General features: G+C 44.7%; 13 protein-coding genes and 1 pseudogene. 7 read left to right on the top strand and 7 right to left on the bottom strand.

Going from position 1 to position 22,792, the window contains the following annotated elements:
- Both L21SP2_RS12560 and L21SP2_RS12555 read left to right on the top strand, forming a co-directional pair.
- Positions 1-1,539, top strand: coding sequence for a TnsD family Tn7-like transposition protein (locus L21SP2_RS12560; protein ID WP_024268914.1), 1,539 nt, complete (start codon positions 1-3; stop codon positions 1,537-1,539).
- The gene (locus L21SP2_RS12555; protein ID WP_024268913.1) at positions 1,517-3,118 is read left to right on the top strand and encodes a Tn7-like element transposition protein TnsE; all 1,602 of its coding nucleotides are present in this window, start codon (positions 1,517-1,519) and stop codon (positions 3,116-3,118) included. The genes L21SP2_RS12560 and L21SP2_RS12555 overlap by 23 nt, the downstream gene beginning before the upstream one ends.
- 33 nt (positions 3,119-3,151) lie before the next feature.
- Here L21SP2_RS12555 and L21SP2_RS12550 read toward each other — a convergent pair whose 3' ends face one another.
- The 6 genes from L21SP2_RS12550 to L21SP2_RS19080 form a co-directional block, all read right to left on the bottom strand.
- Complete coding sequence (locus tag L21SP2_RS12550) at positions 3,152-4,360, bottom strand: B12-binding domain-containing radical SAM protein (protein WP_024268912.1); 1,209 nt, start codon at positions 4,358-4,360, stop codon at positions 3,152-3,154.
- Entirely contained in the window at positions 4,357-4,665 is a 309-nt protein-coding gene (locus L21SP2_RS19280; RefSeq protein ID WP_041401572.1) for a DUF4258 domain-containing protein, read from the bottom strand. The genes L21SP2_RS12550 and L21SP2_RS19280 overlap by 4 nt, the downstream gene beginning before the upstream one ends.
- Before the next feature lie 83 nt (positions 4,666-4,748).
- Entirely contained in the window at positions 4,749-7,511 is a 2,763-nt protein-coding gene (locus L21SP2_RS12540; protein WP_024268911.1) for a hypothetical protein, read from the bottom strand.
- 202 nt (positions 7,512-7,713) lie between these two features.
- Positions 7,714-8,637 (bottom strand): Abi family protein, encoded by a 924-nt coding sequence (locus L21SP2_RS12535; RefSeq protein ID WP_081719616.1) that lies wholly within the window; start codon positions 8,635-8,637, stop codon positions 7,714-7,716.
- Positions 8,638-8,803: 166 nt separating this feature from the next.
- Complete coding sequence (locus tag L21SP2_RS12530; RefSeq protein WP_024268909.1) at positions 8,804-10,069, bottom strand: McrC family protein; 1,266 nt, start codon at positions 10,067-10,069, stop codon at positions 8,804-8,806.
- On the bottom strand, positions 10,066-12,189 hold the full coding sequence (locus tag L21SP2_RS19080) for an AAA family ATPase (RefSeq protein ID WP_280113255.1): 2,124 nt from the start codon (positions 12,187-12,189) through the stop codon (positions 10,066-10,068). The genes L21SP2_RS12530 and L21SP2_RS19080 overlap by 4 nt, the downstream gene beginning before the upstream one ends.
- Positions 12,190-12,553: 364 nt before the next feature.
- Between L21SP2_RS19080 and L21SP2_RS12520 the strand changes: the two are divergent.
- Positions 12,554-13,613 (top strand): annotated as a pseudogene (locus L21SP2_RS12520) (IS110 family RNA-guided transposase).
- Positions 13,614-14,147: 534 nt separating this feature from the next.
- Here the strand turns inward: L21SP2_RS12520 and L21SP2_RS12515 are convergent.
- Positions 14,148-15,302: an IS4 family transposase gene (locus L21SP2_RS12515; RefSeq protein ID WP_024268319.1), complete on the bottom strand. Its 1,155-nt coding sequence runs from the start codon at positions 15,300-15,302 to the stop codon at positions 14,148-14,150.
- Between the two features lie 202 nt (positions 15,303-15,504).
- Between L21SP2_RS12515 and L21SP2_RS12510 the strand changes: the two genes are divergently transcribed.
- The 4 genes from L21SP2_RS12510 to L21SP2_RS12495 are packed head-to-tail and all read left to right on the top strand — an operon-like array spanning position 15,505 to position 22,782.
- Entirely contained in the window at positions 15,505-16,998 is a 1,494-nt protein-coding gene (locus L21SP2_RS12510; RefSeq protein WP_024268905.1) for a type I restriction-modification system subunit M, read from the top strand.
- Positions 16,995-18,473: a type I restriction-modification system subunit M gene (locus tag L21SP2_RS12505; RefSeq protein ID WP_024268904.1), complete on the top strand. Its 1,479-nt coding sequence runs from the start codon at positions 16,995-16,997 to the stop codon at positions 18,471-18,473. Before L21SP2_RS12510 ends, L21SP2_RS12505 begins: the two co-directional genes overlap by 4 nt.
- 2 nt (positions 18,474-18,475) lie before the next feature.
- A complete protein-coding gene (locus L21SP2_RS17445) occupies positions 18,476-19,663 on the top strand; it encodes a restriction endonuclease subunit S (RefSeq protein ID WP_024268903.1) in 1,188 nt (395 codons plus the stop codon).
- Positions 19,660-22,782, top strand: a complete 3,123-nt coding sequence (locus L21SP2_RS12495) for a type I restriction endonuclease subunit R (RefSeq protein WP_024268902.1) — start codon at positions 19,660-19,662, stop codon at positions 22,780-22,782. The genes L21SP2_RS17445 and L21SP2_RS12495 overlap by 4 nt, the downstream gene beginning before the upstream one ends.
- Positions 22,783-22,792: the final 10 nt, after the last annotated feature.

The raw sequence follows: 22,792 nt of genomic DNA, 5'->3' as shown, positions 1-22,792 counted from the left end.
ATGCTTAATTTTCCTCTGCCCTATCGTGATGAACTGCTGTACAGTGTGATTGCCCGAGCTGGAGTCAGGCAGGGGATTCAGAGTCCTAAGCAACTACTCGATGAGGTGTTTGGCAGCAGAATGGTAATTGCTACTATAGATTTACCATCCCATTTGGATCAAGTAGCAAACTGGCTGACGGAGTCCTATACCGTAGAGCGATTGATCTATGAAAATACATTATTTCCGTTATATGCACCGTTTGTCCCGGAGGAGAATAGACGGAGATGTTTAAACTGGATGAAGAAATCGAGTTATGGATCTGCACATCTTGCATTGGGTGTAGCGGCTTCTGTCGTCAAGACGTCAAAGTACGTGAGATATTGTCCGGCTTGTATGAGGGAACAATTTAATATCCACGGAGAATATTATTGGATTAGGGAATGGCAGGTACCTGGCATAAATTTTTGTACCAAACATGGGCAGTTAATCAACACTCAAATTTCCCGACCCCAAGCGGCTCGGCATCGTTTTATAGCTGCTTCGCCTGCTTTGTGTCCATCATTTTATCAAAAAAAAATAGATCCTCTTTTACTTGCTGTTAATGAACAGGTAAGAATATTGTTGGGTCTGCCGGAACTATCCTCCCCATCATTCTCTCAGTGGACCGAGTACTATCATACTCTGGCTTATTCCTTAGGTTATAGACGAGGTTCAAGACAAATTGATCATGAGGGAATCTATGGGAAAATCAACGAATGCTGGTCTCGTAGCTTTTTGCAGGACAATAATTTATTGATTGACGACTTTGATAATAGTGATACGTCGTGGATGCGGGCGATTTTCCGAAAGCATAGGAAGAGTTTCAGTTTTCTACAGCATATTGTGGTTCACCAGGCGTTATTAGGAGAGGATTGGAATATTAAGGAAGTTCTTCATCGTGTCCAACGAATTCCGGTGATCAGCTATCAGCGGACAACATGCGAAACAGATTCATTAATCCATACTCTTTCAACAGATCAGACTACGTGGCTATCACTTCTCGAGAATCTTTCTCCAAAGCAGGCTAGGATGTACGATAAAGCACTATATGCCAGATTGTATAGAGCTGATCATAAATGGTTGATAACTGTTAATTCGGACAAGCGGTTCGATCGAAGCAGCGGAAATAGGTCAAGAGTTGACTGGCCTGCGCGGGATCAAAAATATTATATAGAATTAATGGATGCATATAAGTTTGTATCCGAAAATAGATTTTCGCCCAGGCGCTCAAAGCGCTTTTTATTGAAACAGTCGGATTCACCCTCAACCCTTGAGAAGAATTTGAATCGGTTACCGCTGGTCAGGAATTTTATAGAAAACCATGCAGAAGATGTAAGTGCATACCAGATTCGTCGAATAGAAAATGCTTATGATTCTTTACTCAGTGAGTATACTAAGCCACCCAGATGGCGTTTAATGCGAAAGGCTGGGTTGAGTGATGAACGATTGACTGATATGGCAAGATTATACTTAGATCGGCTACTTCTAGAGGATTATGAAATTAAAAGGCATAGCTAAAGACTCCACAGTCTATGGGATCGGGTCTTTTTTTAGATCACATCGAGATTCGGACTGGAAATTGAATATCAATCTTAGAGATTCAAAGAGTAGAGGCTACGCATATCTTTCAGAAATTCATTTGCTTGCGCGTCGGAGGATTCTAAATCCAAGTCACGCTTCTAAAACTGCAGGATATAAAAAAAACATTTTCATTACGGATGCTCGGGAATGGAAATCTTGTAGCATAAGTGATTTTGAGCTCCCTGGTATTTCTTCGGATGGAGATGGAGAACAACTTTGTTTTGTTTTCGATTATGGAGATATAAAATGCTACTTACCTCAATTTGAATTAGCTCGAGCTCTATTCTTTAACAGCGCATACCTTTCGAGTCTATCCATGAAACAGAATGGTTTGGCAGAAGAATTTGATATTTCCGTCGAAGAATCATCTTCCCAAAGTTATATAAATATTCTACCAAATTCTAATTTGCCGAGTAATATTCGGCGGCATAATCCGAGTTTGCAGCATCTTTCCTGGCTTCTATTTGATAAGGACGCACGCAGATCATATGAAAGCATTTTCACAAATATAGTAGAAAATAGCACTGTCTCGAAAAATTACCGAAAGTGGAATTTTCGATTTGATCCCCCCTCACTAAAGGACGTGAAACTAATAGTCCATGGGAGATTAGATAAGGATCTGAAGGTATTTTTCGGTTGGGAAATCCACTCAATTTCAAATCTTAAAAGTGATTCTCCAGCAGAAGTAGAATTTATAGATCCAAAACTGTCTATGAGTTTTTCTGGAGGTCGAGGTGCAGACTCAAAAGGTTCTGCTCCCGGTGCGGAGATTGAGATAGATAATGATCAAACCCCGAATCCAGATCAAGGCCTTCAAGAGATCGAAGCTCCCCAAGTGAAATTCCAATTCCGTCATCCGATTGCCATCAGGAGATCTGGAAGAGGCAAAAAACGCACTGCCGGAACTGGAATAGAAACTGATGAAGATTTTACTGAATCATCCATCGTTGAAGTATCTACAAATGAGTCAAGTGTGTTTGGTGCTGCTAAACCTGCGGAATTTGCCGGTATCGAAATTCTTGCAAATGATGTTGATTATAATCATGTCACCAGCTTTACTCAGTTTAATATGATGATAAATAAATTATGTCAACGAGCAGATGTGCAGCATATATCTTCTGGTGCTCACCCCCTGCCAGCATTAAGTAGGTATTCAAAGTATTGCCTAGATGATGGATCGGATCGATTGATTCTGAGTCATCATATTAAGCTCCTGGGTAATTCTATTATTCTTCTTGAGGTTGATACTTTCGATTGTCCGGGTAAATTGTCGACATTGTTGCTCAAGCGAAACAACTCGACGCTTGATTCTCTATGGGAGAAAGAGCAATTCAGAATAGAGTGTGAGCTTGTGAAACAATCATTGAATTGGCCCACGGATTATCTCAATAACATTTCTCCCAATATGTACATTCGGGTTAAACATCCACGTTTAAACATGCCTTCCTTACAACAAGCTTTATGGCTTAAGCAATGGCCCGAGCGAATTCATATCGCAGCCAGCACTATTATTTGAGTAGTTTTTTCACTATCACTAAGTTCAACTGGCTTATTTTATATTCAATGCAATCTCTTCCATTTTTTGATACGCAGCCTTGGAAAAACTAGTTGATTTTGATACATAGGGGATTCCTGAAGAGTCCATTCGTTCCTCATACTTCCACTTCTCCCTTTGATGATGGAGTTGAGTCCCAGGCAGCAACATTAGTGGATAAGCTTTAATTATCACGTTCTTGATCCGCTGGAGCCTGTTGACGGTGTCTTCAAATGATTTGAGTGTCTGTCCAGGCAATCCGTATATGATACTCACCTCGCAGGAAGTGAAATTTGCAACCTCCTTCAATCTATTTAATGTGACCTCCGGTTTTTCCGAGCGATTTATGTTCGCAAGCACATTGGAATCCAGACTTTGAATGCCTATTTCTAGGTGTATTTTCCCAGAGCTACAGTACTGAAGAAATTTTTTCATGTTATCCCGTAATTTATATTGGACTGTGTATTGAGTATCTGAACTTGCTGATGTTGAGATCCAGTGAGCAATTTCCATATAAGATCTTCCCGTGTTAAATACAGGATCGATAATGTTGATTTTCTTCAGACCGTGGGATACCAGCAACGCAATCTCTTCTATGGAGTGTGTGACAGACTTCTCATAAATTTGGCGATTATGTACCGTATCGTGAGCACAATAACTACAGGCATATGGACAGCCTCTCTTCGATTCAATATTTGCAGACGTTACGGAATCTGTAAACTGGATTGAACCGTCCGTGTATGGCTGGGGAAAATCCGAAAGCTCATTGAAGCAGAAAACTGTCTGCTTACATTCTGAATTGGGTGAACAGTCAAGGATGTGTTGCAGCGCAGACTCCCCAAATCCTCGTACGAAGATGCTGTTTTCCGGATAGGTTGCTGTTAGTGAATCTGGGTCTGTTCCTGTGATTTGATACCCCCCGAAGATAAACTGGCCTGAAAAGCCCAGGCGTTGCAGGATTTTTGTTGCTTGAAGTACATATCGTTCGGACCAGATTGCGACAGCAAATGCAACAAAATCTTCCGAGTAGAATTTTCTCCTTTCGAAAAGCTTCTGAACCATAGAATTGAGATCAAACTCAGGGTCAATGCAATTAATACTTTGGTGTTCGATATTTGCGTTCGGTACTGTCTGTTTCCATGCCGATAAGAGATTTCCCATAGCAAGATTTCGAACGGGGTGTTCCGGTTTATGTATATCGAAAGAGATGATCAGGATATTCATACGTCATCCTCCTTCCACATTACCGTTACAATCACTCCATCACGGGAGACAATGACACGGCATCCTCTCAGTCCCTCCAGCTTTTGGGACTGAACCTGGTAAAATGGTGATTCGGGGATGTATCTGACGACACGATCATCTCTTGTGTCATCTATCAGACCGTGTCGGAGGACACGCTCGACGTCTTTCTTCGAGATTTGGCGGCTGATCATTCGCTCCTTTGCGTGTTGGCTGATGCAAAGTCCTGTTATTCGTTCTGATCTTTGTGAAATGATATCCGGTGACCCGGAAAATCTCTTTTGCATACACTTCTCCTTAGTGTGAGATTTTCAAGGGCCAACTCAAGGTGAGCTATGATAGGCTCCGTAGTCTGGCGACCTTTGGCTATTTAGCGAAATTCATTAGTTCGTAGTTTTTCTGCTCCTTGCTTATCGTAGTGGAGGTTGAGGGAGTGCCGGTGAGCATAGCGCATCCACCACCACGCCTGATGCAACATCCGCCACGGTGAGCCATTCTTTTTTGCTGTTCTCATGCGATTAAGTTCCGCATAGACTTGGTGTGCGGTTTCTTGAACTTTCTCAGATGGATCTGTTTCTTCAACTTTTTTGAGAACTGCTATAACTGAGTGATTCTTTCCTGACATTTTGATATCGAGATCCATGAGAGCGCGGATAGTTGCTATGCGCCAGATAGGATCGGGTTCTTTCAGGTTCGAATCGAATCCAGGTTCATCATGGACCGGTAATGAGATCTGGCTATTTTCACTGCGATCTGTTTTCAGTTTTCCAAGCTTCTTGGATAAATCTACTGCGAATAATCGCCGAAGATCCTCGAGCTCTCCTTTAAGTTTTGCAATGCGAACACAGCGCTTGACGGCGTTGACAATTATCGTGCCAACATTATCGAGTAACTCATCTTCCGCGTTGGTAGGTCGTGGTTCCAGCGAACTATTGACTGCAGGCGTTGTTAAGGTGCGAAATGCCATCATCAGTTGCCGCCATGCTTCCCAACAAGAATCCAAAGTGGCAACAATATTCATTGCAGGATCCACAATGTACGATTCGGGCAAATCGGCATGGTTTCCTGTCTTTATACTTCTGCGCAGTTGTATGAGTACCTGACGTGCTTCATCTATGATACCCGGATAACGGTTGATGATTTTCTCATTAGAAAAATGCTCTTCATCGATTTCATCTGAAGCAAAGATGATCCTGAGCAGCGATCTCACCTCTCTGAAGAGATCTGAAGACAATATGTGATCATACACGTCGGGCTTTTCATCTAAAAACTTTCTGATCTGGAATCGTGATTGCCATGCAATAACAGCCGCAAAGATATTGGGTGATCTCTCCTGAATATCTTTTGACAGACAGATCGCCAGAGCATCTGAAACATCAATCCTCATGCTGGTCCAGAATGTGAGAGGCAGGATATTTCCGTATTTGCTGCTCTGCGAATAATACTGTGTACAAAGACTTGTGGGTTTCAATTGAGGATTATCCAAGTGTAGTTTTGAAACCTGTAAAATAGGATCGAATGAAGTCATGAGATCAAGGTACGGGTGTTCAAAATCGGGTTTGCAGGCCAAAAGGGTTTGAAGGATGATTCTCTGCCCATCTCCCATGTTACTGATGAAGACATCTGCAGGGAAACTGTCTTCCAGTATGCTTACTGATGCATTGAAAATCGGGATTGATTTTCCAAAATCCTGTGATTGTATTAATTCCCTTGCGAAGGCTGACCGGATTTCTACAGGTGAATCGGTGTCAAGTTTCAGAACATATTGCGTCCAGTGCAGCAGTACATCTCCAACCCACATCTCGCGAGAGTATCCTCCGATGACCCATGTTTCGCAGTCGAGGGTGAGCAACTTGTATATGTTGTCGGCTGAAGTATTTGCCCATTCTAGCATATTCTCGGATAAAATGCCCGTATTGCCATTATCGTATAGAAAATGGTTCGAAGATTGCAGAAGTGAATAATAGGGATAAAGACTATCTGTATTGGCTGCAATGTCTCGAAGAAATTTCGTTGCAAATTCACCATATTGATCTAACATCGGGTTTCGATTCCGGAGCCATGATTCGAGTTCTCTTTCAGATTGAGATTCATCAAATAGATTCCAGAGGATTTCCAGGAGCGCATCTGCAGATTGATCCGCACTTATTGATGTCATCGTGTACTCAAATGCGTTTTGTTCAAAAACCAGGTTCAATATGTCTTCAAGAGGTGCTTTTATAATCTGATTTTCAATTGCATCGGAGATCATGGTTATAATGTCCGATGTGGCATCGTCATCGATGTAGAACGCAGCCCAGAATTGCGAGAGTATGTTCTTTCCCCACAGTTTCCCTGCTTCGGATTTTGTAACCAGCAAATCAAGGTGTTCCTGGATAGCGCAACCTGAATAGCCATGCTGCGCAAATTGCAGCAGCACTGGAATTTCAAGGTTGCTTATAAGAACCCGGGTCTTCGACGGATCCATGATCTGTAGAAGTATCAAAGTTGCGAAATTGCTTTTTGGATCGGAAGTCAAAATTTCCAGGAATTCATTTGTGTCCGTGGTGTTTATCACTCGATAGTGGGGCGGACTGATGATCTTCAGCAGGAATTTCTGTCTCCATTGTTCTTCACGCACATCAATGTCTTCGTATACGGCGAATTGGGGGCGAATTGATGTGGATTTATTGTATAGCCTGATCCTCCATTCCAATGGAAGTTGCTGAAACCAGCTAACGATTTCATCAGGAACCTTTGGGGAGGCTATTAATCCATCGAGTTGGTTGCATTTATATAGCTGAAGTAACAGAGATGCTGTCTCACTAGCTGCATAAAAGGTTGCCCAGTCTAAACTGTTGGCTAATCCGGTAATTAGTCCATGAATCCATTCGTGTCCAGTTTCGTTATTTTGAATCAGACAGAACACATGCTTCAGCCATTCATTTTTCTCTATGCGGGCTATCGCTAATGTTGTGTTGAAATGGTGAAGCGCAGTTTCGACCTGCTGTTTATTATCCCTGTATTCAATTGGGTCCGAGGCATCGTAGTCTGGAAGCACTTTTTCACAAACCCAATCGATAAATTCCTGTGATAGATGATTGAAGTCATCTTCAAAAAATAGAATGTCTTGTTCGGGGATTGGTAGATCCATTATTTCTCCTAACTGGTGCAATTAGGACCACTGATGGGGTTCAGTAGCGGATCGATCAAGGGCAGTTCAAAAAATTGCCGATTGAAAGCTGAAGCCTAAGGAGGCTCTCATTCCTTTCATTAAACATTATTATGACGTTGTGGAGATTTGTCAAGTTAAAAACCTATGGCAGAAGTTCACATAATTGTCTGTGTGATCTGAATTAGCTGATAATAAGGTCCCGGATATTTGTAGTTGAATTAGGGACTGTTCTATTCATTCCCATTGGGTGGCGTGGAATGCTCGGGTAATTCAGTAATAATTCTGAAATCTCATTGGTAAACGCAGATTGTGATTCAGCAATTGGCTGAAGTAGTTCGTGAATCACATCAAGCAGAATAATTATGCGGGATCTGGAAATGGAGCTTTCTGGATACAGCCGCTTCATTCTGTTGGTCATTTTCGGTAGCGTTAGAGATGCACGGTTCCAAGTACGCCCATGATGTGCACAAATGTTTCTGAGTATGGTAATAGCCTCAATCCAGGATTCAAGCAGGTGTGAGGATATGCTGAAATAATCGGCAACCCGCCTCCGAATGTCATCACTTCTGAGGCTTTTGTATACCCTTGACCACGTTCCAAAGCCCAGTATTTCGATGAGCATCCATGATGCGGGGATTTCCGGTGTATCATATGTCTCCTGGTAGTATTCAATGAATGGCTCACTTGATCGATCAACTTCGATCTGTATTTTCTCGATATATCTGGCGAAATCAAAACGCGAATCAAACTGTCTCATATCAGTGGTCCAGTGTGAATCTTTTGTGATGTTTGCCGCATGGAAACAGATCTGGGAACGAAATGTAATTTCAATGCGTTCGATAGCGCGGAGCAGGATTCCTCTTAAATCCCGATCGAACTCATATAACTGAGTTACCATCTCAAATGAAGTCGAAGGTTTATATCGATGTGTACGTTTTCTCGGGAAATGTTTTTCAAATGGAAGTGCGTATCCTGCGAACCGATAATAACTGACTTGTTTTAGAAACTGAGTGGCAACATGATGATCTTTAATCAACATCCCTCTGCTTTCAAGAAGTGCAATTTGCTCTTCAACTGTAGTAGGTGGCGCTTTGTAATGACTCATGAGTTTACCAAGGAGGGTTTAAAAGAAAGAACCCATCCTGGTCCGCTTCACCATAGGTGAGTCGCGTGATGGGTACTGTTAGCATTAATATCGCACACTTTTCCGCCGTATTCAAGTGATTATAAAAATTACATTGAGATAATTCTGTCATAGTCTCTTTCTCCTGCTATTGACTGAGTCCCAACCGCAAATCCTCAACAATCTCCTCCCGGTTCTCCTTCATGATATCGATTTGAATGACACGCAGAGTCACTTCCTTATCGAAATTTACCAAGCGATAGGTTTCAATGCACGTTTCTCTTCCTGATAAGTTTGGTTGCCCAATAAATCGGGGGTAAATGAGAGAGAGCTGATCGCATTGAAATCTTGATGCATACGCATTGAGCTGGTACATATCCCCGGCTGATAATTCAATTTTACCATCACTGCTTATGGGGTTTTTGAATTTTGTATCCAGAATGTGAGTGATGTTTTTACCCTTTGTAACCCAGAAATCCGGGATTAGCTTAAAGTGATATTGTTGGTCGGTTGATTTCCCCCAGAATTTCCCCTCCTGAAAACGTACTTCTCCTCCTTCCTCACGAAAAGCATCTACAAGCATATGATACACAGTTTGCTCGAACAGTAGGTTTAGAGGGAGCAGCAGGCTCAACGACTTCTGACCACCGGAAGCGAAACCTGGTTGTCTGCCTTGAAATATAAGCTTTGCAAGATTGATTAGAGATTCATATTGTTGATTCATCCGATTAAAGATAATAGTACTGAAGATCTCGATTGATAATGGCAGTTCTGAGACATCCTCCAGATAACCAATGGCCTGCCGCAATAGCCGTTTGTTATTCATGCTCCGAGAGCTGAGGAGCATAATCTGGAGCGTAGACTTAATGGTGCCGTTTATAAGGTTATCCATGGATAATTCATCGAATTTGTTCTTCAGATATCCGGGCCTTTTCAGTCCTGTATAGAACGAGTCCGGGAACAGGATTTTGCCTCGGATGTACAACAGCTCATCCTCTTCATGAATGTAGTTTCGGTGCACATCCCGCTGATGCAGCCGAATGAAGCGATGTACAAATAGTCTGATGATTTGTTCCAGAAGGGATGCTTCTTCATCTGTGACTGTACTGTCTGAGAGTTCCTTGAAATTCATAAAGTCCGACCAGGTCAGGAGTCGATGCAGCAGCTGGCTTGCCTGCTGTTGTTCTTCCAAGGGATTTGGATATGATGCACCGGCGAATATCTTTGGAAGAATTTGAAGCTGTGTATTTCCTTTTGAAAGAAACCCCACATAATGAGCAATGCGTAGTGTTCCGTCAGCCTGCAGGATGAGGTTCTGATCACCTATGAGTTGTTTGAAACTCAGGAGATTCGTCCGGTGATTTTCCCAACCCGATCCGAGATTTGATTGATAATCCTGATATATCGTGATCATTGAGCTGTGATTGTTCTCTGGTATATCTTTTGTATTGAATCAATCAAAGCATTTCCCGAAAGCGGCTTTACTTGACAGGTCATTGGATCGATAAAGGCAGTGCCAATTATCTCGGATATGGTTTTGCCGTCATTGTAAAAATACTCCATCAGAAGGGGAATAATCTTGTAGTACCAGGTAATCCTGAATGCTTCGAGATTGTTGAGATCCATGAAGTATGCGTGTCCAATCCTGTGATCACGATCAAACTTTTCCACAATTCGTTTATTCAATGCCGTGAGTAATTTCTCAAGGTCGATTTTCCCGGCCACAGAAGGGGTGTCGCTCATTGCCAGTACTGAAGGTGCGGGCTCAACTTCCATGAATACAAAACGTCGCCGGAGGGCAGTGTCGATGATTGCGATGGATCGGTCGGCGGTATTCATGGTCCCGATGATGTAGAGGTTCTTCGGGAGAGTGAATGGTTTACGGGAGTAGGGCAGGCGTACGCTGATCTTATCCCGTTTGTCTGCTTCGATAAGGGTGATGAGTTCGCCGAAAATTTTCGAAATGTTTCCCCGGTTTATTTCATCAATTACCAGATAGTGTGGCAATGCTTTTTTGATGTTGCTGTGCTCCCCGGAGCCAGCTCCGATTTTTGTTATGAATGGTTCCAAGTCTGAAACTTCCACATTCCTCAAAGGATAGACGGTCTTCATGGTCAACCGCTTGCCGTTGTTGATATTGCGGATATCAACTGGCTTCTCAAAATGCCGCAGCCATTTGACCTTTCGACGATGTGGATATCTGCTTGAGGAGTCTGGTAGGTATCGGTACTCCTCTGAGACAACGACGATATCCCGTATTGTATACTTGCCGTCGTATACAACGACGATATCCCCGGTGCTGATTTGATTTACAAAGAAATCGACGCTGCTGGCATCGTTGGTGGGAGCTTGACTACCTTCCTCCCGTTCACTTTTTAATGAATCAAAGATTTTATCATAGTCCCACTCGCTCAGGTCATGGCTCTCAAGCCAACCGATGGCAATCAGGCTGTTATCCCGACAGAATTTATAAATCTCATCTTCTCCATGACGTCGACCAAGGGAGATTTTGTACACCTGGCTATCGGGGCTTAACTCGGCGGGAATATCTGCCTCTTCCTCCTTTACTCTGTTCACAGATGCCCGTGAAGCAAGTCGTTTGAGAATACCATCTTCAATCCGGTATCCAAGGGTGGACGTATTTGCATTCAGTTCACTCGAATCATATCCATCGAGGACCGGTCGGATTCCCTCTACAAACTCTTCATAGGAGAAGGATTGATGAAAGGTGAGGAATTCCACTCGTTTATCTTCCTGTATAGTATGAAAATCTATGTAGGTTCCCGTTCTATGCTGCTCCATGTTTTCGATGATTTTCTCTATTGCATACGTCTTTCCGGTTCCGGGAGGGCCATAGAGAATCATATTCGGGTTATGTTCGAGTAGCTGCCGATAAATATCGTAGGAATCGATATCTTCTGAAAGATCGGTGCTCTCGGCCATCAGGGCTGTTTCCCGAGATTTTTCGGCTTTGCTATTTGATGCACTGCGCTTTCTTCCCACGAGCACATTGTCATACAATGCCACAGCACTCACTGCCAGGTATATTCCGCGCTCTTCTAGGTCGTCGATGACAGCTCGTAAATATTTTTCCTTTTTTGTAGCTCCGTCCTCACGTGACCATTCTAGCAGCTCATTTAATGAATAGCGCTCTTCCGGGAGGTTTCGCTCCTCGTATAAGGACATGAGAGGTTCGTATCGGTTGAAGCTGCCGTTCTGATACTCCTGAATTTCTACTATGTATCCAGGCTTTTGATCTTCTGAGTTTGTGATGAGTACGCGGATATCGCCGTCTTTGAAGTTTCCAGAATCGGGTATAGCCGATTCTGGAGCGGTGTAGAGCTTCCTTGTATCCTCCTCACGAAACTCCATATTCTCGGGCTCTGGTGCATCCGTGGTCGTTGTAATCGAGAGGAATCCTAAATTCTTCACGCTCTTCACACTTTTGTTGAGCATATTCAAATTGAGTTCAAAATACTTGTAGGGAATAAATCCATCAGATAGGCCGATGGGTTCGGGAAAGGTTTTTACCACTTTGAATTCAGCACGTCCCTTTTGTCTTCGATCGGTACCGGCTTGCTCCACGTAACGGTCCATTTTCCACAGTTCTGCAACTTTTCCCCCGAACAGGGGAAACACATAGTCGCCCGGTTGAAGGTTTCCATACCAACTGGTGCCCTCCGGACCTGCGGCATAGAATTTTCCTTCTATTTGCTCCGGGTAGTTTTGACTGAATTTTCCGAAGAATAAATTGGCCATGGGTTCTCCTTTGGTATGAAAGATTGATACTCATTAAGGCCCCCCGTGGAGGTCGTAAGCCGCGAGGCCTAGCCTCATAATTATAAGAGCTGACCGGCGTACGAAGCGCCGGCCGCCAATTTTTATTTAGGAGGCCCTAATGAGGTTCTACAAAAAACAGCACAAATTCTACGCCGGTATCGATTTACATGCAAATGTACATCTGTGTCATTGATTCATCCGGAGAAATCCATCACCACCGAAACCATCCTACCACACCAGACGAGCTGTCGCTCATTATTCACCGGTTCGGTACGGATATCGTCATTGGTGTCGAATGCATGTTCAGCTGGTATTGGGTAGCCGATTTCTGTGAGGAGCACCGGATCCCATTTGCCCTTGGTCATGCCCTTTATATGAAAGCGATTCACAGCGGTAAAACCAAGAATGACCGAATTGATGCAATGAAAATTGCATCGATGCTTCGGGGAGGCATGTTTCCCCTCGCCCATGCGTACCCAAAAGCAAAACGGGCAACCAGGGACCTCCTGCGTCGGCGGCAGTTCTTCGTTCACCACCGTGCAGCGCTCTTAAGCCACATCACCAATACAAATACCCAGTACAACAATATACCCATCAAAGCGAATCTGCTGCGTGCATCGAATCGAGAGGGAATCGAGGATCGATTCGATTCCGAAGCGGTGCGCCAATCAATTACCGCAGACAAGTATCTGCTTGATCATTATCACCGGGTAATTCTTGATATTGAATCGACGGTCATGCGCCATGCAAAGGCAGATGATGCGCACGCACTGAGTCTTCTCCGTTCAATTCCGGGAATAGGTCCCGTACTTGCCCTTACCATTCTCTATGAAATAGGTGATATAGAGCGGTTCCCAAAGGTCGGCAATTTCATCTCCTATGCACGCCTGGTCAAATGCTCTCATGAATCTGCAGGGAAACGATCCAAGGGAGGTCATAATAAGATCGGAAATGCACATCTGAAATGGGCATTCAGTGAAGCAGCTGTATTACTCATCCGGGAAAGAGATGAAGCCAAACGCTTGCACCAAAGTCTTTCTGCCAAATATGGCCGGGCGAAAAGTCTTTCAATAATTGCGCAGAAACTTGGACGTCTGGTTTTCCATATACTCAAACACCGGCAGACATTTGATGCAGAACGGTTTTTCGGGACCAGGATAGCTGAACCTGTCATATAACTGGATCGCCATAGTGGGGCGTCGTGTTCTAATGGAAGATAAAAATGCGGCATTGCGACCGCCAAAAATTTCCATTGTAGGATACCCGTTTCGCTGAATCCCTCACGATTGATTGGTGAGCTATCCTGTGTCCTTTTTACAAATACGAAGTATGCCGTTGGTCATTTGCTTGTCTGACCGTTTCAGAACCTGCATATGTAACTGAGGCAAGGCATTCTGCTTTCGACCTCCTCTTTTGAATCAGGCTGAAACGGGTACTGAATTAATTCTACGGCTGGCAATGACTGCCTGATCGTCTATATGTGTTTGGTGCAGACAGGTTCTGCAACCCTGGGAAGAATAATCCCCTCAGACAATGAATGACTTTCGGCATAATTCGTCAGCGACCTACTTTGGAAACGGAATAATTTCGGGGCCGGGCTATTAACGTGCCTTGACGGCGGGGGGCCTTATATGTGTTATATATCTTCAGTCTATAACAGCTCAAGTGAAGACAAAAGCATAATCTCATAAATGGTTCCACTGCTGTCCGGTTTAATTTCCAGCCCCCTCAAAAAGCCAAAGATTTGATGAAATAGGGGAAGGTGGAGGCGGATGAAATAATTCGGAGATATCCCGGCGATCCAGAATGGTTAACTTGAGGACCTGCATTATTTTTTGAAACGTCGATTCAATTCCATGTAGTACCTTCATCATCCAAATGAGAACATACACAATTAATGCTATCCAGATTTGACTCCATACTGCATTCTTACTCGTTCCGAAGAAAGTTTTAATTTTCAGATTTTGCTTGATCCATTTAAAGAATAGCTCAACCTGCCAGCGTTCCTTATAAATATCCGCGATCTCATGTGCTGGCAAGTCGAAGTTGTTTGTGAGAAAACGGTATACCTTCCCATGCTCCGGATCTTTATACGTAACCACTCGGATCAGGTCGGGATAGTTTGCTTCGGCACTATCTTGGGTAAACTTCATCCAAGCATCTTCAAGTACCGGCCCATCGGGATTCTTATGGTATACAAGAGTTGTTCTCACCTTGGCATTCTTCTTTAATCTGGTTACGAATGTAACGTCATCTAATTGCAATTTGTGAAATGACTTATAGTTATTATACCCCCGATCAAAAACCATAATATCTCCCTTCTTGCGGGGAAAATCTAAAAGCGTATTCGTCTCATGGAGTTTACCGGTACTCAGCTGTACATAATTTGGTAGTGCGCTGTCACTGTTATAGCTGGCGTGCAGTTTTATTGCCCCCTTTGTTGTACGAAACTGAGCCCAGTCATAGCGCGAGAGGCAGAGGTCGATTGTCGTGGCATCAATGATTTGCAAGGGATTGCGAAAACGGTGGTTCGGCGTATGCATTGTACCTGCCTGACCAAGGAGCTGATAAAATAAATCCTTAAAGATATCACTGCTGCGTTTTGCCAGGGCATCAGCGACAGTGGATTTTTTTACCGGCGCCATGCCGGCATGATAGAGTTTAGCATGCTGGGAGTGCATGGTTGCTATGACTTCATTCAGACTGAATGCCTGTGAAACTTGTGCATAGGTCATTGTTTTAAGAAGAAGATCTGTGGAGAGGGTCCGTATTCCTTTATCTCCATCGTGCAAATCGACAATTTTCTTGAAATCATATCGTGAAATGACGCTATTCAATGTGCCAAGCACCGTGCTATACTTTTTCATGCTAGTAATTTCCTTTTGTGTAATGGTTTAGTGGTAAACACATTATGCACAGATAAAAGGCAAATTACTAGCTTTTTTTATTTAACCGGACAGCAGTGAAATGGTTCATTAATCAAATAAATTAAACTCTACTCATTGTTGTTATAGTAGGTTATCATGATCTTTAAGCAGTGATATCTGAAATAGAATATGAGAGAAATACATGTCGCAATCAACAATCAAGCTACAAGACATTGAGCGTCATTTATGGGAAGCTGCCCATATCATAACCGGCCCGATCGATGCGTCGGACTATAAGACTTACATCTTTCCCATACTCTTCTTTAAGCGGGTTTGTGATGTTTACAATGAAGAATTTGAAGAAGCCATGGAGTTCTATGGCGACGAAGAAATGGCAAAAGCGCCAGAACAGCACCGTATTGAGGTGCCAGAGGGGTGCCATTGGAATGATGTCATCGCTGCAACAAAGGATGTAGGTAAAGCGCTGAAAGCTGCTTTTCTTGGAATCGAAAAGACAAATGACCGTCTCTATGGAATTTTTGGAGATGCGCCATGGACCAACAAAGAACGCCTACCAGACCATCTTCTCCTCCAGCTCCTGAATCACTTTAACAAAATCAGGCTTGGTGTTGGTCATGTTCGTGATGACGACATGGGTAGAGCCTATGAATATCTGATCAAGCGATTTGCCGACAAGGCCAACAAGAAGGCCGGAGAGTTTTATACGCCGCGATCAATCGTCCGCTTGATGGTCAATGTGCTGGGCCCTCAGCCCGGCGAAACAGTCTACGACCCTGCATGCGGTACCGGCGGTATGCTTTTGGAGACCGTTCATCATGTTCGTGAGCATGGTGGCGACCCACGTTTGCTGAAGCTCAAAGGGCAGGAAAAGAATCTGACGACTGAAGCGATCGCCCGGATGAACCTCTATCTCCACGGGATGGAAGATTTTGAAATACGACGCGGAGATACCCTGAGAGATCCGAAGTTTCTCACTTACGACCGCCTTGAACAGTTTGATTGCGTAATCGCAAATCCACCCTTCAGCTTAAAAGAGTGGGGCCATGAGAAGTGGTCTTCCGATCCTTTTAACAGGCATACGTTTGGACTGGCCCCAAAGACCAACGGTGACTTTGCATGGGTCATGCACATGTACACATCCATGAAGGAAGGCAGTGGCCGGATGGCTGTTGTTCTGCCTCATGGGGTTTTGTTCAGGTCCGGTGCAGAGGCGAAGATCCGGAAGAAACTCTTGGACTTGGGTACTATTGAAGCGGTGATAGGATTAGCAGGCAATTTGTTCTATGGAACAGGAATCCCTGCCTCCATCCTTGTTTTAAGAAAATCAGTCAAAGCAAAATCTCCGGTGTTGTTTATCAATGCGGAGGAAATCTACACCAAAGGCCGAGCTCAAAACACCATGACTACCGGACAGGCCGACGAGATTTACCAGCTCTACAAGAAACAAAAGCAGAGCTCTTTTGAGGAAGAAGGCGTTACCCGATGGGTCGAGTATGCCGAGCTCAAAGAAAATGACTTCAACCTGAACATTGCAAGATACGTCCAAAAACCGCTCGAAGAAGAAAAAATTACCGTAGAAGAAGCCCTCCGTGATTTCAAAGCCAAGCTGGCAGAACTTGAGACTGCGGAAAATGAACTGGAACTGCTACTTGAACGGGAGGGTTTTGAACTATGAGTCTTTCGCAACAACAACTGGAAAGCATGCTCTGGGGAGCCGCAGAATTCCTGCGGGGACAAATCGACGCTTCCGACTACAAACAGTATATCTTCCCGCTGCTTTTCTATAAAAGACTGTCTGACGTTTATAAGGACGAGTATGAAGAAGCTCTGGCCTTTTCGGATGGGGATGAAGAGTTTGCCGCACTACCTGAGCAGCATCGGTTCATAATTCCAGAATCCGCCCGTTGGGATACACTTCGTGAGACCTCGACCAATATCGGTGCTTTCATACAAAAGGCACTGCGGACCATTGAGAAAAGCAACCAGCGTCTATACGGCGTATTCGGTGATGCGCAATGGACCAATAAAGAACGGCTTCCGGATCACCTGCTGGCGTCATTGGTGGAACATTTCAGCAAGATTCCGCTGGGTATCAGCGCAGTAACCCAGGACGACCTTGGAGCAGCTTACGAATACCTCATCAAAAAATTTGCAGATGATTCCGGCCATACAGCCGCTGAATTTTACACCAACAGAACAGTGGTCCATCTCATGACTCGAGTAATGGAGCTGAAACCCGGCGAAAGCGCATATGACCCGACATGTGGAACCGGTGGCATGCTTCTTAATGCGGTGATGGATTTGCGCACCGATGGTAAGGAATGGCGCACGGTCAAACTGTTCGGGCAAGAAGTAAACCTGCTGACCAGCGCCATCGCCAGAATGAATATGTTCCTTCATGATATTGAGGAGTTTGATATTCAACGTGGCGATACACTCGCGGAGCCAAAGTTTCTCGAATATGATCGCCTCAAGCAGTTTGATGTCATCTTTGCCAATCCGCCGTACTCGATCAAGAAGTGGAACAGAAGCAAATTTGGTGCAGATCCTTTCAAACGAAATGAATTCGGTGTGCCTCCTCAAGGCTGCGCTGACTATGCGTTTTTTCAGCACATCATCAAAAGCCTGAATCCTAAAACCGGCAGGGCCGCCATGCTTTGGCCACACGGCGTTCTGTTCAGAGATTCCGAACAGGATATCCGCAAAAAAGTAATCGAAGCCGACATGATTGAGGCTGTTATCGGTCTGGGGCCTAACCTGTTTTACAACTCTCCCATGGAATCATGCGTGGTCATCCTGCGCATGAACAAACCCAAAGAGAGAAAGAACAAAGTGCTGTTCATAAACGGTGTTAAGGAAGTGACCCGGGAAAGAGCGTTCAGCTTCTTGAGTGACAAAAACCTTGAGCGACTGGTGGCGGCCTATTTTGAGCCGGAAAACCATGAAGAGGTCGCCCGCTTAGCGGATATTGAAGAGATCAGAGAGAACATGCACAACCTCTCGATTCCTCTGTATGTTCACAATGGTACAAATGGTGACGGTCAGAGTTTGGAATCAACCATCGAGGCTTGGCAGGTCGGCCGCGTTGAACTCAAAAAGCAGTCTAAGAATCTTTTTGCAGCATTGGCTGACTTAGGAATTGAGGTGTAACAATGGCAATAGAACTTTCAGAAAAGCAGATAAAGGTCGGATGGCAAATCGTTAAGTTCGGGGAGATTGCCAAAGAAGTGAAGTCGACAACCAAAGACCCTGCCGAGGACGGTTTGGAGTTTTATGTCGGCCTTGAGCATTTAGACCCGCAGTCGCTGCGCATTGCTCGGAAAGGAATCATTGCAGAAGACAATCCCAGCTTTACCCGACGCTTTTCTGCCGGGCAGATCCTCTTTGGCAAACGTCGTTGCTATCAGAAGAAAGCTGCTGTTGCAGACTTTGAAGGTATCTGTTCGTGCGACATCATTGTGATGGATGCGATTCCGAAGAAAATCATTCCCGAGCTGCTGCCTTTTATCATTCAATCGGATGCCTTTTTTGACTGGGCAGAGAAAACTTCCTCCGGGTCTCTATCCCCAAGAACCAAATGGAAGTCACTGGCTGAATTTGAATTCCCTCTGCCGCCGATTGAGCGCCAGAAAGAGATCCTCGAAGTGCTGGAGAAGGTTGAGGATAATTACGGTAAAAACATCAGATTGGTTGAACGAATCAATCTGTTTAAAGAAATAATCAGCAATAAGCTATTAAACGACCCTATTTCAATTTATCAAGACGAAACGGTTATAGAATGTTCTTTAGGCGATGTCCTTGAAAAAATTGTTGGCGGTGGTACACCACGTAGAACTGTTACTAAATATTGGAATGGCAAAATACCTTGGGTAACAGTTAAAGATTTAAAAGGAGTTCGACTAAGCGCTTCACTAGAGTCGATCACCGAAGAAGGTTTAAACAACAGCGCCACAAATTTAATACCTGAAGCAACACCTATTGTGGCCACAAGAATAGGTGTTGGAAAAGCTGCAATATTTGATAAGCCAATTACAATAAACCAGGATTTAAAAGCACTTTTCCCGAAAGATGTATTACTTTCTGAATATCTACTTTATTGGTTAGTTTCAAAAGAAAGTTACTTCGACTCTGTTGGTAAAGGGACTACCGTAAAAGGCATCAATTTAGAACTGTTGAGAAGCACACCTTTTGTTTTGCCATCAGCCAATGCTCAGAAAAAATCTATTGATTTGCTCAAATCAATAGAAGGAATTGAACAAGTAACTCTAAAAAAACTCCGCCAGCTTTTACATACAAGAAGAAGCTATTTCAGCTTTGCTATTTCTGGAGGTGTCCAATGAGCTTCAATGAGATGAATACCATCGAGAATGCTCTGCGTGACCACCTCGTTGGCAAGCCCGTCACCGCTCAAAGCGGTATGGTGGCTGAAGAGACGGCCGAATACATTGCGGGCAACAGAGACCTGAAGTGGAAATATGTTCATGGTGAAAATCTGGTGCTCTATGGCAAGCAGCCGCAGGATGTTTTTGTCGATTCCTGGCTCAAGGATGCTCTGTGCCGATTGAATAAACCACTGGCGGCCAACCCGGATCTGGCGGACGAAGTGATTCACCGCCTGCGTGGCGTGCTGTTGGAAGCGGGTTACAGCGGGCTTATCCGGGCCAATGAGATTTTTCAGGATTGGCTGCTGGGACGCATATCCATGCCTCTGGGCAAAGATGGTGAACACATCACCATTCACCTGCTTGATTTCGACATCCCACAAAACAATCACTTTGTGGTCAGCCAGCAGGTTCAGTTTACTGGCACGAGAGATTGTTATTTTGACTTGGTGCTTTATGTCAACGGCCTACCATTGGTGGTCGGCGAGGTAAAAACACCGGTGCGCGATGCCATCAGTTGGCAGGATGGTGCAGCGGATTTTCTGGGCGGCCAAAAACATTACTGGGAAAACCAGAAAGCCTTTTTTGTGCCGAACCTGCTCTGCTTCGCCTCGGAGGGAAAAACCTTCTATTACGGCGCGATCGGTGCCCGTTTCAAAAACTGGGCTCCGTGGCATAGTACCGAAGACCGGGAAGAGATACCGCAGGATATGCGTACCGTGCTAAAGAGTGCTGAGCGTCTGCTGCACCCGAAGACGCTGCTGGAAATCCTGCAATCCTTTGTGGTGTTCTCTACTGTCAAGCAGGGAGAAGGCAAGCCGAGCTTTAAAATCAAAATTCTTCCCCGTTACCCGCAGTATGAAGCCGCCAAGGCCATTGTGGAGCGTGTAAAAACACAGGATGCCCGTCAGGGGTTGATCTGGCATTTTCAGGGTTCCGGTAAATCACTCTTGATGCTGTTTGCAGCGCAAATGCTCAAGGCAGACCCAGACCTGAAAAATCCAACCGTGGTGGTTGTGGTAGACCGGGTGGATCTGGATAGTCAGATAAACTCAGTGTTCAACAATGCTGCTGTCAAAAATGTCACGCCGGTGAAGTCCTGTAAGGCACTGGCTAAGGAGCTTAAGCAGGATTCCCGACAGATCCTGATCACCACCGTTTTCAAATTCGATGAGGTGGAAATTGATGAACACCAGACCGATGGCCTGAATCCCCGGGATAATATCATTGTGCTGGTGGATGAAGCGCACCGCACGCAAGAAGGTAGTCTGGGTGAAAAGATGCGCTGGGCGCTGCCGAATGCTTTTTTCTTCGGGTTGACCGGTACGCCGATTTCAGGTCTTGAACGAAACACTTTTAAGCTGTTCGGTTCTCCCAATGATCCGGGCAGATATCTCAATCGATACTCCTATAAACAGTCTATCCGTGATGAAGCGACACTACCTGTTAAATTCGAGCCTCGGCTTGTTGAGTTGCGCATCGACCGGGAGACGATTGATAAGGAATTTGAGGAGCTGGCAGAGCAGAACAACCTGAGCGAAGAGGAAAAAACTTTTATCTCTCAAAAAGCCGGGAAACTTGCTCATCTGCTGAAGGCTCCTAAACGCATCACCGCCATCGCGGATGACATCTCGGATCATTTCAAAACCCATGTGGAGCCGAAACAGTTCAAAGGCATGGTTGTGGTGTATGACCGGGATGCCGTGGTGCAGATGTATTACCTCCTCTGCGAGCGTCTGGGGAAAGATGCGGTGGAAGTGGTCATGAACATTTCACAGGGCACCATTGAAGAAGAAACGGACGAGAACGGTAAGCCGAAGAAAATTGCGCCCGACTGGCTTAAATGGCAGAAGCTCGATCTCCCGGTAGAAAAAGACGATTTTAAACGTTGGCAGGGAATTGATGCCAGCCCGGAGGTTCAAGAGCAGCTTCTTGATCGGTATCGTGACGCTTCCGATCCGCTGAAGGTGATTGTGGTAACGGCCAAGCTGCTTACCGGGTTTGACGCACCGATCTGCTACTGCATGTATCTGGATAAACCGCTTCGGGATCACACTTTGCTTCAGGCCATGTGTCGAACCAACCGTCTTTACAGTGACACCAAAAAGCACGGCCTAATCATTGATTACCTCGGGGTGTTTGAGAATGTCGCCAAGGCACTGGATTACGATCCCAAGGAAATCGAAGGTGTGGTGGAAAGCGTTGAGGCATTTAAAAAGCTGTTCCCGGAAGCCATTGGAAAATGCCTGGAGTATTTCCCGGGTGTTGATCGAACCGTTGAAGGTTATGAAGGTTTGATTGCCGCGCAGGATTGTCTGGTCGGAAATGAAAAGAAAGACGCTTTTGCTGCTCAGTTCAATGTGTTGAAACGCTTCTGGGAAGCAATTACACCTGACCCATATCTGAATGCCTTCCGCAAAGATTACCGCTGGCTGGCGCAGGTTTATGAGTCGATTAAGCCTGTCGGTGGGTTGGGCTCTTTGCTTTGGGAATCCCTTGGACCGGAAACCATCAAGCTGATTCATGAACACACCGAGATTGATCGCATCAGGGGTGATATCGACGAGCTGATCATGGATGCGGAATCGGTCTTTGAATTGACCGAGGAAGAGAAAAAGAAAAAAGCCAAAAAGCTGAATCTGTCACTAATGGCAAAGGTCCGCTCGAAGAATGATCCTCGTTTTGAAGAACTGGGCCAGCGCCTTGAGCGGCTCAAAGATAAATATGAAGCCGGTGTTCTGAGTAGCCTCGACTGGCTGAAGGAACTCCTTGATGCCGCCCGGGACATGGTCCGCCTTGAAAACGAGACCCATGAAGAAGTCATTCCCGATGACAAGCAAGCTCTTACAGAGATTTTTCTCGAAGTAAAAAGTGATACAACTCCTCAAATAATCGCTAACGTTGTTGGGGATATAGACCAGATTGTAAAAGTCACACGGTTTGACGGATGGCAAAGCACGCATACCGGTCAGAAAGATATACAGAAAGTGCTTCGGCAAGCGCTCTTTAAATATAAACTTCATAAAGAGCAAGAACTATTCGAAAAGGCTTATGGGTATATAAAGGAGCACTACTAGGAAGCTTTTA

It is taken from the genome of Salinispira pacifica (genome assembly GCF_000507245.1).
Taxonomy (GTDB): domain Bacteria; phylum Spirochaetota; class Spirochaetia; order DSM-27196; family Salinispiraceae; genus Salinispira; species Salinispira pacifica.
The sequence above is the reverse complement of the archived record's forward strand: the minus strand, read 5'-3'. Positions and strand labels throughout refer to the sequence as shown.

What these genes read in the sequence shown, in the direction of transcription:
- L21SP2_RS12560 (WP_024268914.1), top strand. Translation starts at nt 1, where the DNA reads ATGCTTAATTTTCCTCTGCCCTATCGTGATGAACTGCTGTACAGTGTG.
- L21SP2_RS12555 (WP_024268913.1), top strand. Translation starts at nt 1,517, where the DNA reads ATGAAATTAAAAGGCATAGCTAAAGACTCCACAGTCTATGGGATCGGG.
- L21SP2_RS12550 (WP_024268912.1), bottom strand. Translation starts at nt 4,360, where the DNA reads ATGAATATCCTGATCATCTCTTTCGATATACATAAACCGGAACACCCC.
- L21SP2_RS19280 (WP_041401572.1), bottom strand. Translation starts at nt 4,665, where the DNA reads ATGCAAAAGAGATTTTCCGGGTCACCGGATATCATTTCACAAAGATCA.
- L21SP2_RS12540 (WP_024268911.1), bottom strand. Translation starts at nt 7,511, where the DNA reads ATGGATCTACCAATCCCCGAACAAGACATTCTATTTTTTGAAGATGAC.
- L21SP2_RS12535 (WP_081719616.1), bottom strand. Translation starts at nt 8,637, where the DNA reads ATGAGTCATTACAAAGCGCCACCTACTACAGTTGAAGAGCAAATTGCA.
- L21SP2_RS12530 (WP_024268909.1), bottom strand. Translation starts at nt 10,069, where the DNA reads ATGATCACGATATATCAGGATTATCAATCAAATCTCGGATCGGGTTGG.
- L21SP2_RS12515 (WP_024268319.1), bottom strand. Translation starts at nt 15,302, where the DNA reads ATGAAAAAGTATAGCACGGTGCTTGGCACATTGAATAGCGTCATTTCA.
- L21SP2_RS12510 (WP_024268905.1), top strand. Translation starts at nt 15,505, where the DNA reads ATGTCGCAATCAACAATCAAGCTACAAGACATTGAGCGTCATTTATGG.
- L21SP2_RS12505 (WP_024268904.1), top strand. Translation starts at nt 16,995, where the DNA reads ATGAGTCTTTCGCAACAACAACTGGAAAGCATGCTCTGGGGAGCCGCA.
- L21SP2_RS17445 (WP_024268903.1), top strand. Translation starts at nt 18,476, where the DNA reads ATGGCAATAGAACTTTCAGAAAAGCAGATAAAGGTCGGATGGCAAATC.
- L21SP2_RS12495 (WP_024268902.1), top strand. Translation starts at nt 19,660, where the DNA reads ATGAGCTTCAATGAGATGAATACCATCGAGAATGCTCTGCGTGACCAC.